Origin of the sequence: Paenibacillus sp. VTT E-133280, from assembly GCF_002264385.1 — a bacterium.
Classification (GTDB): domain Bacteria; phylum Bacillota; class Bacilli; order Paenibacillales; family Paenibacillaceae; genus Paenibacillus_AQ; species Paenibacillus_AQ nitricinens.
The window spans coordinates 1-11,806 of sequence record NZ_NFUX01000058.1 but is presented as its reverse complement, the minus strand read 5'-3'; the positions used below and the strand labels follow the sequence as shown (position 1 = coordinate 11,806).

Annotated in this window: 12 protein-coding genes; 3 read left to right on the top strand and 9 right to left on the bottom strand. The window is 45.5% G+C overall.

All coding sequences use genetic code 11. The features are described 5' to 3' along the window. Nucleotides 1–11: 11 nt before the first annotated feature. Nucleotides 12–446, bottom strand: a complete 435-nt coding sequence (locus CA600_RS22230) for a DUF5301 domain-containing protein (RefSeq protein WP_094873004.1) — start codon at nt 444–446, stop codon at nt 12–14. A gap of 5 nt (nt 447–451) precedes the next feature. Beyond that, nucleotides 452–973 carry a hypothetical protein gene (locus CA600_RS22225; protein WP_094873003.1) on the bottom strand — a complete coding sequence of 174 codons (522 nt, stop codon included), beginning with the start codon at nt 971–973 and terminating at the stop codon, nt 452–454. Nucleotides 974–1,114: 141 nt separating this feature from the next. Here CA600_RS22225 and CA600_RS22220 point away from each other — a divergent pair, with 141 nt between their 5' ends. Beyond that, nucleotides 1,115–1,765: an NUDIX hydrolase gene (locus CA600_RS22220; RefSeq protein WP_094873001.1), complete on the top strand. Its 651-nt coding sequence runs from the start codon at nt 1,115–1,117 to the stop codon at nt 1,763–1,765. Continuing rightward, a complete protein-coding gene (locus tag CA600_RS22215; protein ID WP_094872999.1) occupies nt 1,762–2,307 on the top strand; it encodes a GNAT family N-acetyltransferase in 546 nt (181 codons plus the stop codon). Before CA600_RS22220 ends, CA600_RS22215 begins: the two co-directional genes overlap by 4 nt. Nucleotides 2,308–2,351: 44 nt before the next feature. Here the strand turns inward: CA600_RS22215 and CA600_RS22210 are convergent, their stop codons facing one another. Continuing rightward, on the bottom strand, nt 2,352–4,427 hold the full coding sequence (locus CA600_RS22210) for a beta-galactosidase (RefSeq protein WP_094872998.1): 2,076 nt from the start codon (nt 4,425–4,427) through the stop codon (nt 2,352–2,354). 186 nt (nt 4,428–4,613) lie between these two features. On the opposite strand from CA600_RS22210, the gene CA600_RS22205 reads away from it, so the two are divergent. Next, entirely contained in the window at nt 4,614–5,489 is an 876-nt protein-coding gene (locus CA600_RS22205; protein WP_306440408.1) for an AraC family transcriptional regulator, read from the top strand. A gap of 61 nt (nt 5,490–5,550) precedes the next feature. Here the strand turns inward: CA600_RS22205 and CA600_RS22200 are convergent, their stop codons facing one another. From CA600_RS22200 to CA600_RS22175, 6 genes are all read right to left on the bottom strand, one after another. Continuing rightward, nucleotides 5,551–6,102, bottom strand: a complete 552-nt coding sequence (locus tag CA600_RS22200; protein ID WP_094872995.1) for an NADAR family protein — start codon at nt 6,100–6,102, stop codon at nt 5,551–5,553. Continuing rightward, nucleotides 6,099–6,992 (bottom strand): NUDIX hydrolase, encoded by an 894-nt coding sequence (locus tag CA600_RS22195; protein ID WP_094872993.1) that lies wholly within the window; start codon nt 6,990–6,992, stop codon nt 6,099–6,101. Before CA600_RS22195 ends, CA600_RS22200 begins: the two co-directional genes overlap by 4 nt. 27 nt (nt 6,993–7,019) lie before the next feature. After that, complete coding sequence (locus CA600_RS22190) at nt 7,020–8,030, bottom strand: AAA family ATPase (protein WP_094872992.1); 1,011 nt, start codon at nt 8,028–8,030, stop codon at nt 7,020–7,022. Then, nucleotides 8,027–8,704, bottom strand: coding sequence for a nicotinamide riboside transporter PnuC (gene pnuC, locus CA600_RS22185; RefSeq protein ID WP_256989966.1), 678 nt, complete (start codon nt 8,702–8,704; stop codon nt 8,027–8,029). The genes CA600_RS22190 and pnuC overlap by 4 nt, the downstream gene beginning before the upstream one ends. A 399-nt stretch (nt 8,705–9,103) precedes the next feature. After that, nucleotides 9,104–10,519 carry an alpha-L-fucosidase gene (locus CA600_RS22180; protein WP_094872989.1) on the bottom strand — a complete coding sequence of 472 codons (1,416 nt, stop codon included), beginning with the start codon at nt 10,517–10,519 and terminating at the stop codon, nt 9,104–9,106. Nucleotides 10,520–10,606: 87 nt separating this feature from the next. After that, nucleotides 10,607–11,806 (bottom strand): S-layer homology domain-containing protein (locus tag CA600_RS22175; RefSeq protein ID WP_143812182.1); only part of this gene is annotated, 1,200 nt, incomplete at its 5' end.

Here is an 11,806-nt window from a genome sequence, read left to right as displayed (position 1 = left end):
GCGGGTTATTTTTACTTAAACAAGCTTATAATGGATTCCCCATCAAATTTACTAGTAATCTTAAAATTTCCAGAGTGATACTTACTATTACTAGATCGATCGCTGAAATACAAGTAATCTGTGCCATAGAGTGTCATTCCAAAGCGCTGATCTTTATTTACATATATTCTTATCCAATAGGTCTCCGCAGGTCGTTCGGATGCACCACTTCTTTTTAATTTCACGTCAGAAAACTCATGTATGATCTTTTCAATTTCTTTCGGGTCATCCACTTTAATATCTTGTTCATTAGAACTCTTAAGAACTCTAATGGAGGTGATTTGAGTAGCATCGATTCGATCCAGTACAAGATTTTGAAATGAATTATAACTGTGATATAAGGGAACTCCGTAAAGAAGCAGATTTATTACTATAAGAAATAATAAAAATAATTTACTTTTTTTCATAATTATTAGCCTTCTATCTCCACAAATTCTCCCGGATGTGCCCGAATATACTCGCCAATCAATCGGTGGCTATTTTCGGCTATGTTCTTAAACCGTTCAAACAAACCAATCATCTCTCTCAACAACTCAGGGTCACGATCGAGATCCGTGAGGGTAGCATCAACCCACTGTATTCCAAGTCGATTGTTTCTTTCTTCGAGAAATGCCTTTGTTTCCTGAAGCAAAAGTTGCATTGGTTCGTCGCCAAAAAATCGTATACCTCCCATCACTCCTGTCCAATACCCCGGCTGGTCTTGCATGTAAGAAATCCAAGCATAATACTCCCCTTCGGAATTACGGCTGTGATCATGCATTACTCTGAACATACAAAGTGCTTTCTGTCCATCTGTGAGCTTTGAGATCACTTCGGATTTGATCGATGGTGATTTTGCGCGAATCTGCTGAAAGGTAGGCTCCATACAGGCCCATCCTAGTCTTTCATCAATTAATGTGTCCAAATCCTTCTGCTTCATGGTTACTAAATTCATTTAACTCCTCCTTTGATTAACATCCAAAAATATACATTTCATTCTAGCTGTTGTCAATAAGAACCTCCTAACATTCAGGGTAATTCGAACGTTTTTATGATAGGCTTTAGGAAGAGGAAATCATCATAAAGGAGCTTTTCTATGCATAATGAGATACTTACCATTTTTGATGAAGGAGGCAACCGAGCAGGTACAGCTCCACGTGAAGAGGTACATCGGTTAGGACATTGGCATGAGACTTTCCACTGCTGGTTTATAAGCAAAGATCAGGAAACACCCTATATCTACTTACAACTTCGCAGTGAACAGAAACAAGATTATGCGGGACTACTGGACATCACGGCCGCAGGACATTTGCTAGCAAACGAAACTGTAGAAGATGGAACACGCGAGGTTCATGAAGAGCTGGGACTAGAGCTATCTTTTGAAGACCTGATCCCGCTAGGGACAATTCCTTACAGTATGAGAAAAGAAAACCTTATCGATAATGAACGAGCGCATGTCTTTGTTTATAACAATCCCTATCGTCTAAAAGATTTTCAGCTACAAAAAGAAGAGGTCGCTGGCATTGTCAAAGCTAAGTTCTCTGATTTCCGCAGATTTTGGCAGGGAGAAATACATAGTCTACAAGTCAACGGTTTTCAAATCGATGCGCATGGACATAGAATTACCATTGAGCAGGATGTAGACAAAACCCATTTTGTACCCCATGAAGTGAGTTATTATACTCGTATTATCGAGGGTATCGAGGCAATATTTCTAAAATCAGCAGTAGTAACGGAGGACAAATGATTATTAATCAACGAACATTTGCCGTGAAAGGAACCCAATACACCATTAGATCTGCAAACACTACGGATGCAATGACATTGTCCAAATTAAGAGTACAAATCGATGGGGAGACTGAGAATCTAGACAGAGAACCAGGGGAGGCTTTTATAGACGAAATAGGGTTTCAGCAGCTAATTCAATCTGATTCAGAGAAACTACGTAACTTATTTCTAATCGCGGTAGTTAATGATCAAATCGTTGGGTTCTCTAGATGCGAAGGTCATTCATTAGCAAGATCGGCTCATAAAGTCGAGTTCGGAGTATGTGTGCTGCAGGATTATTGGGGTTATGGAATTGGAAAAAATCTTTTAGCAGAATCTATTGCTTGGGCCGACGCTAACGGTATCCAAAAAATCACTTTAAATGTCCTCGAAACAAACGACAAAGCTATTACCCTTTATCAGAAGCTTGGCTTTGAGATCGAGGGAATATTAAAGAATGATAAGATTCTTGCAGACGGAAAATTCTATAACACGATTATGATGGGACGATTTATAGATTAATTTTAAAAAGGCAGAACCTGAATTCCTCAGGTCCTGCCTTCTTTTTATACTAACGATTTACGCTTCAACATTGCGAGATCATTTACCGCTAGATTCAACACAGCCGGAACAGCAGTGTCTGAAGTTATATCTGTGTATTCTTCTCCATTTAATTGTACCGTTTGCGGACTTCCGCTGAAGTTTTGCACGAAGATATAATCGCTCTCTCCATCCGTCCGAAGCTGCGCTGTCACACCAGTTGGTAGCTCACTATCAAGCGCACGAGTAATTCCTGCTTTAGAAGTGATTGCAGCATACAATTCAACGTAGAAAGAGGCGTCTTTCACACGAGTAGCGAGATGATAGGCATTCCCTTCACCGAAACGGTTTACCGTAAGCGCAGGACGGCCAGCATAGAAATCGCTGCGATAAGTGCCTAATGCTTCTGCACCTTCCAAGTGGATCAGCTCAGCAATTTCATGCGCATCATAATCTCCACTTAGATTAAGTGCATTGCTCGCCTGCATTACAACACCATTCAAATCACGGCTATGCAGCCCTTCGGTCTCTTCCGCCCAAATGCCGAGCGTTCTACGTAGCGGTCCTGGGAATCCACCCAAATGACATAAATCCGTTTCATTAACGACACCAGACCAATAGGTTGCCAGGAATGTTCCGCCCTGTTCAACAAACTTCTCGATACGCTTTCCATTCTCTTCACTGATCAGATATAACATAGGTGCAATTACCAGCTTATAATCGGACAGATCATCCCCTGATCCGATCATATCAACCGGAATGCCTAACTCCCAAAGTGCACGATAATGCTGTAGTACAGTCTCCTCATAACGCAATCCAGAATTACGAATGCCTTGCGCATCCTTGATCGCCCAGCGGTTGTCCCAATCGAAAATAATTGCTGTTTTTACTGGAGTTGATGTACCTACTACTTCTGTCATTCCAGCCAGCATCTTTCCTACCTCTGTAACGTCTTTAAACACACGAGTCTCGGAGTGGCCGCTATGGTCAACCACTGCACCGTGAAACTTCTCACTAGAGCCCCGGCTTTTACGCCATTGAAAATATTGTACAGAATCCGAACCATGCGCTACCGCTTGAAGCGAAGACAGCTTGTGCATGCCAGGACGCTTCAGCTTACTGACCGATTGCCAGTTCGTAAGTGATGGCGTGCTTTCCATGAGGAGGAACGGTTTCTTTTTAAAAGAACGCATTAAATCGTAGTGCATCGCCGTCCATGCGGCCAGTCTAGCATCGTCACCGTCTTCAGTATAATGCCATTCTGGATAAGCATCCCATGAGACAACATCCAGAATTTTAGCCAGTTCGCGGTAATCAATGCCATCGATCATATGCATATTCGTTGTAATTGGCAACGCTGGATTGTACGGGCGAACAGTATTGATCTCATGCTGACAGAAATCAATCGTCCGTTCGCTGACAAACCGACGCCAGTCGAGATTCAAGCCGTGCACTTGCGTCTCTCCGTGTGGAGCCGGGGATTCAATTTGTGTCCATGAAGTATAGGTATGACTCCAAAACGTAGCCCACCAAGCATGATTCACCTCATCCAGACTGTTATTGTATTTGTCCTTCAACCAATCTCTAAAAGCATTTTGACAAAGATCACAGTGGCATTCGCCACCAAACTCATTCGAAATATGCCAACCGATAACCGCAGGATGCTGGCTATAACGTTCTGCTAGCTTCGCATTTAAAATTGCAGTCTTTTCCCGGTACACAGGGGAGGTGAAGCAGTGATTATGACGGAAGCCATGTAAATTGTGAACACGATTACGTTCCACTCTTAGAACTTCAGGGTACTTCTCAGACATCCAAGCGGGCCGCGCTCCACTAGGTGTTGCGAGAAATGCGTAAATCCCATTCTCTGCAAAAGAATCCAATACACCATCCAGCCAATCGAAAGTGAAAACACCTTCTTCAGGCTCTAGGGATACCCAAGAGAAAATCCCAACAGACATCACATTACAGTTCGCAAGCTTCATCAAACGAATATCCTCACGCAAAATTTCCGGGTACTTCAGCCATTGCTCAGGATTATAATCAGCACCGTGCAGCATCACTGGAGCTTTGCTGCTAATCGGGGAATGTTTTTTACTCATTGTGTAAGATCATCCTCTCAATTCTGCCCATGTTATGAATGGGACTATTCTCTGATGATTGGTTAGACGCCTTAGCTATCTAAATCACGAATCATCATTTATACTATTTATAATAAAAGAAAAGTCCTCTTCAGCAGTAGGAATATAATCTCGAAGTGATAGCACAAAATGAATATGAGGTGAACCATCCTGCTTCCTTTTTCTCTGATAGAATTACCGCGCGACGCGGAGACACTTCCTTTATATCCCTATTCTGTAGGTCGTCATATCCAATTTCATCATGTACGTCCTGCTGGATTTCCTGTGCACCAAATCTTTCTGATTCGTACCGGAACTGGACTCTTTCGAGATCTGGAGAGCGGCACTGAGATCACACTAGAACCTGGAATGGTCTTCGCCTTCCCTCCAGATCGAGGACATGAATATTATCCAACCTCACATGAACCGTGGCATGTCGGCTTCATCGGGATCGAAGGCATTCAATCACAAGGCTTGCTGGAGGGGATTGGCCTTCTCCCTTTTTCCCCCTATCACCCTGCTCGTTTTGAACAATGTTGGGAGGAGATCGGAAAGATCTGGCATACGGCGAACACTCAGACGGCTAGTCGCCAAGACGAGCATGGGATGGAGGATCTATCTATAACCCTATATCGATTACTTCTGATGTTACGACGTTCTGAATCCAAACACACCTCAGGCAGTCGTTTTGAACTTGAGTCTGTGCGTAATGGTGCGTTGGCTAAGGCGGTTGAGCTTATTAACGAACATTATACTGAGCCACTCCTTATCTCCAATCTAGCTGCTGCTGTAGGGTATTCCGTCCAGCATTTCCAGCGTCTATTCGTACAGGAATATGCCGTAACTCCACATAAATATTTACAGAATCTGCGACTAGAACGTGCGATACAGTTAATGACAGAGAATGCTGATATTCTCGTTCAGGATATTGCGGTTCAACTGGGAATGGAGACGAATTATTTTATCCGAATCTTCCGAAATACTTATGGCTGTACGCCTGGGGTGATGAAGGAGAGACTTTTAGAGAGTGAACAAAAAAGATAACGAAATCCAAAGGGATCTCGTTATCTTTTCATTCTTTTATCAAAAATAATTCCGGTAGAAGTTAATCTCGCAGCAATTCGTCCCTCACTTCGGTCAGCACGAATCCAAGTAAGTTCCTCCCCCTCCATTTCACGGGATTCTCCGCATCCGGATTGGACTGGCTCATACCTATTCCCCAGATGCGATCCTGTGGGCTAGCTTCGACGAGAATACGGTTTTTCGTTGACTTGAGATATTCCCCAAGCTTCGGATTCTGCGAAAATTTGGCTATATTTCCTCTTTTGACAATGTTATAGCATTCTTTATCCCAAGTGTCATTTTCGAAGTTTCTTACTGCACGTCCGTAAGCTTTCATCTCCTTGGGATGCTTTGCTTTAAGGATCGCGTCCAACATTTCGTCATCTCCAAACAGTCTTGCTTTCTCGGCCATCATAAACTGCTCGACACAGGAATACTCCATCCCCTCTACCAAGAAAGGACTCATCCACCATTGGCTGAAGCAGCTTTTGTCGACACCGTCGTGCTTTGGCGGTGTATGGCCCCAGAAGAACACAAACTTGAACGTTTTGCCCGCGATATAAGCTTTTCTTAACTGCTCGATATTGTAAATCATTGATATTCCTCCATATTTCTCCGATACAATCGGGAAGGACGGTGTCCCGCATTTTCAGTATAATGATCCGTCTCCGCTACGAGATCCGCTACTTTACGCCGGAATGCGGCTTTCAGCAGCTCTTTGTCCAAGATCACCTCGTAAACCTGCTGCAGATCCGTCAAAGTGAAGAGATCCGGCATCAAGTTTAGCGCAAGATCGGTATAATTCACTTTTCCCCGCAGTCTCTCAATAGCGCAAGCTATAATCTTTGCATGATCAAAAGCCAATCCGTCATTTGATACAATGGCGTATGCGGTTGACGTAGAGGCCGACTTTGATGTCATCGTCCGACCCACAACTGCCGTAAACTCTTCATCATCACTGCTTAGCTTGAGCTCGTATTCCTTCGTTTTCACATACCCATCCTCAATAATCTCTTTCCGCTCGCGCAGAAGCCGATAGGTTACCTTGAACCAGGCAGCTAGGTCAGCGTCATCTCCTGCTTTCAGCTGTACCTGATCACTGTTGATTAAGGCCATGTAGCTGCAGCTCATTACCCAGGTACGAGGGTCCCTTCCAACATCGCTGAAGGTGTATAACTGCTCTAAATATACGTCATCCACGCCGGTTTCTTCATGCAGCTCCCTCACCGCCGCTTGCTCCGTGGTCTCGTCCGGCCGGACGAAGCCGCCTGGAAGTGCCCAATTGCCCAAGAACGGGTGACCTCCCCGACGAATGAGCAGAATTCGCAGCTCTTTTTCCGGAAGCTTACGGTAGCTGTCAGCCTCCGTGTTCGTAACGGTGAAAATGACCATGTCCGCTGCCACCGAAGGCCGCTCGAAATCCCCGGCACGGTACTGCTCGAGAAATTGATGTTCCGTAAGTCCATCGCGATCCAACAAATTCATGTGTCCTTGCCTCCTTTGTTCTTTATCCTAGCCGTGTAACTCTCCGAAATAGTTCTGGTAGGGCTCAAACTTTGTCAAGACCTCACTTACTTTGTGCATTCGTTCCTCTAGGTTTCCTCGCAACACGATATAGGGAATCCGCCGCTCTTTCAAATCCGCAATGGTTTGCTTATGAAAAATATGCCGCTTCTGGTCCCCGCTACGGTCCCATGTATCCTCATAAGGAATATCATCGTCACACAAGAAAAATAGATCGTAGCGCTGCGTGTTTTCTAATGCGATCCGGGATAAGCACTCAAGAGCCCGGCCGTGGTAATCCAAGGCAAACATATATGTGGTAATTGCATTGGTATCGACAAAGAGATATCGGTTAGCTTCCAGCAGCGCCTGCTCCTCACGTTCGATATGGCCTAAAGCGATCTCATCGAACGCTTCTAGGCTGATTCTACGATCTTCTTGATGCTCGGTCCAGTAATCACGCCCATATTCACTCGCAAAGGTTGTGCGATACCGCCGCGCCAGCGCTTCAGTGATTGTAGATTTGCCAGTGGACATCGCTCCCACAAAAACCACTTTCGTGATTAACCCCCTATACACTACATCACTTATAAATCTGCGGTATTTATAAGGGTCGGCACGTACCATCGTGGCCGAAATCGGCACCTGCTCACGGGCTTCATCCACCCGCCGATCCACCGCGCCTAATGCGACACTCATATGCTCACCGTAAAACTCACTAGAATAAAAATGCGTCACTTGCTCGCCCTTCAGCAGCCCCAGAATATACTTCTCCTCTCGAATCTCATGCTCCCGATCGTTCGAATATCCGTCTGGGCCGTCCCAAGCTTCGATTACCCGGACCATTGGATAGAGCTTGCGGATCCAGTTCGCCCGGATATGAAGCGGAATCGGAGTCACCGTCGTTTCGTAGATTACCACAATCAATTCTTCTACCTCTTGCAACGCCGTCTCGATCATGAATTGATGTCCTTTATGCAACGGGGCAAACTTCCCCAGCGTTAATCCAAGCCTCTTCATGCCGACACCTCCTTAACCCCTTTATTCCAATTGTAATAGCCGTAAGCCGCGTTAACCAGATACGCACTCCACATGATGATCATCAGCAACCCCTCGCCACTGCCTTCCATCATCCGAATTACCCACAACAGCACCGTAAACATATTCAAAACAATATAGACCAGCCATTGTTCCTTAAATCTTCTGACCATTAAAAAGGTAGCCACAATGGATAATACCGTTGTAATAGCATCTATATAAGGCGAGTTCTGCCCTGGGATGAACGATAGGCCGATTCCCAGTAACAGGCAGCCTATTACGCAGACCGCTCCAACAAGGAAGAGCCCCTTAAGATCCATCTGTCGCATGGATAGTTTGCCGTCTTGGCGATTGTTTTTCCACATATAGAAGCCAACGATATTCATAGGAACAAAGAATAACAAATTCAGCATGACCTCTCCAAATAGACCATTTATATAAGCCAAGTACGCGTAACCGACAGTATTGTACATTCCGAAAACATAACTCATCAGGTTTCCTTTCGCCGCGAGCACCACACACATCACCCCGGTGATAAAGACCGTAAATCCGAATAAGGAATCTTTAGAAATAACCGTAAACGCAACAGCAATAGAGGTAAACAAAACTAGCCAGACGATTTCAAACAGATTCCAGCCACCCCATGTTTTATTCACTTTCATCCGCTCCCTTTCATTAAACTTCCTAATCTTCACCATTCAGTCTATTGTTAGTAACTTTTTGATAATAACAATTTGTTAATAACAAATATAGCAAAAAGGTGAGGGAGATGCAATAAAAAGGTGAAAATAATTTCCAACTTAAATCTGGTTCCAGTCCATGGTCAGTATCCTCTTCCTAGCATAAGCCTATTTCGTGAATCGGCTAACGGTACATATTCTTGACAATGATTTCTGACAAGAATATACGCTGACAAAGGAAAAAACCCGCGATTTACGCGGGTTGGCGTTCAAACATATATTTGTCATCCGGCTACTTTTTTTATCTGCCGCCGCGCTCGTATTATTGCCCGCAGACCTCATCGTATAATAGACTTAAAGCAAGAATCTTATCGTTCACTTTGCATCCTCGCCCTTCTGCATACGGAAGACATGGGCGATCGGAGCCTGCCCGTTCAATTCGCCATCCGGGAGCGTGATCGAGATTCCTTCCGGCGTATGCTCAACCTTCAGCAAAGCGTCGCTTCCGACAAGCTTGATGCCTGAAACAGGCTCCTGATAAGGAATATGAACGATCTTGGCTACGGCTTCATCTGCGCTTTCATACAAGTACGTACAGTAAACGGTAGTTCCTTTCGAGGTGAACGCGCAGGAACCGGTAAAATACGGCCCGCACACACGTGTGCCGTATACCGCTTCACCGTAAACCTTCATCCATGCGCCCAACTCCTTGATACTCTTAACCGCCCCAGCCGGCAATCGTCCGTCGGGCTGAGGGCCTACGTTAAGCGCCAAATTCCCGCCTTTGGATACGACTTCCATCAGAATGCGAACGAGCTCTCTCCCCGATTTATACTGGTCATCGTATTTGAAAGCCCACTGTGTGCCGATCGTTATGCAGCTTTCCCACGGCACGTTCAGCGGACGCTCCGGAATCGTTTGCTCCGGCGTCACATAATTTTCGTAGGGCCCTCCGACTGTTCGATCCGCGGATAGCAGCCACGGCTGTTTTTGACGGGCGCGCTCGACGACCTCGCCCAACCGAATGTCCTGCTTTACCTGGTCGCTATCTTTAACCCAGCCCGCATCCAGCCACAAGATATCGATCCGGCCGTAAAGGCTCATCAGCTCCATGATTTGCTCATGGGTGAAATCGACAAATTGCTCCCAAAGCCACGGATATTCCCCGGGGGAGTACGAGGGCCCTCTCCACGTATTGCTGCCCCGTTCCATTCCTGGTGCCCAGTAATACGGCGATTGCCAATCCGCCTTCGAGAAATATGCGGCGATCGCAAGCCCCTTGCTGCGGAAAGCGTCAAACACATGCTTGCAGACGTCGGCATAGCGATGTGCATGAAATGGCGTTTCAGAACCAGTAATTCGGTAATTCGTCGTATGTGTGTCCCACATGCAATATCCGTCGTGATGCTTTGTCGTAAAAATCAAATATTTAAACCCGCCTTCGTCAGCGATTTCCGCCCATAATTCCGGTTGAAAGCGGATAGGATTGAACGTGCGGTTGAGTCCGAAATATTCGCGCTTCATCTCTTCGTAGTCGCTCGTCCAGTCGACATCTTTACGTGCCCAATCACCGTCTTCGTCGCTGAGAATCCAGGACTCGACCTCGATCTGCGAATAAGGTCCCCAATGCATCATTAGGGCCAATTTCTGATCCTTGAACCATTCCAACCTTTCCAGCGTAACTGGATTTTCCGGCTTCACCCAATTTGTCTCACTGCTGTAACCGTGGACGCCTTCTTTCAGTTCCGGCGCATCTGCTTGCTGAAGTTCCTTGATATCCATATCATTCATCCGGTTGCCCCCTTCGCTTCTCCGCGTCACATCAAAGTAAAATCATTACTTGTAAACCCCCAACTTAGAAATCGGGGGTTTACCCGGCTACTGTATAGCTCTATTGAGCAAAGCCGCTGCTTCAGCACGGGAAGTGATCCCGCTCGGAACAAATTTATTTGCTTCCCGGCCGTTAATGAAATGAAGGGCCGCTGCCGCTCTTACTGATTCAAGCGCCCAGGCTGCCACAGCGGATTCGTCAGTAAAGGAAGAAGCCGTTTTTCCGTTCAACTTGACGTCTTTCAAGATAACATACGCCCGCATCATCATAGTGACCATTTCTTCGCGTTTGATTCTAGCATCGGGATTGAAAGACGTTGTGCTAATTCCTTTAATAATGCCTGCTTTGACCGCCATGGAAACAGCTCCCTCGTACCAGGCACCCTTCGATACATCCGTAAATTTCGATTCGCCTTCCGATGTCAGGTTCAACGCTTTGACAAGCATCGCCGTAAATTCGGCCCGTGTGATAGAACGCTCTGGCTCGAACATAGCCGCACTAGTACCTTCAATAAATTGCTTCGCCGCTAGCTGTTCGATCGCATCAGCCGCCCAGTGAGTGGACTTAACATCGGTAAATAATTTCTTGAATTCGAGCATTGCATATTTACTGAAATGGTGAATATCGGCCACCCATTCTCCGTTAATAAACGTGCTTCGCACATATTCCAACGTACCGTTGTCAGCCAAATAGTAAATGCCAGACCGTTTAGGATTTAAAGAAGGATCCGTTTTGAATCGAATCGTCATCGGTTTATCGAAGCTGTTCAAGCTTGTCACTTTACCATCTTTTCCGACAATCGATAAGCTAAAATTAATCACATTACCGGAAATCTTAATTATTGCATGCATGGAAGACTGCCTTATCGCTAGAAGGTTATCAGCATCGGATTCAGATAAGTGAGTCATGATTAACTCTATCGTACTGTTTCGTTTATCTTCTGCGGACAATTTATCCGTCAACTGTTTAAGTAATTCAGCGGGTACTTCCAACGTAAATGGACCCGCTTGAATGACTAATTGATGATGTCCGAGCAGTTCGGCTGCATTGGCAGGAAGTACAATTTTCTCTTTATCCTTGGCTGCGATCGTCACGACTCCATTGGAGGCTGTAGAAATAAGATCTTCCGTTTTCACAACAAGGATATGCGCATCGTTATTTCCATTGACTGTACCACCGGTAGATGGAATACTACTGTTCCCACCACTCGTCGGTGGGTTACTGTTCTCGCCACCTGTCTCCTTTTG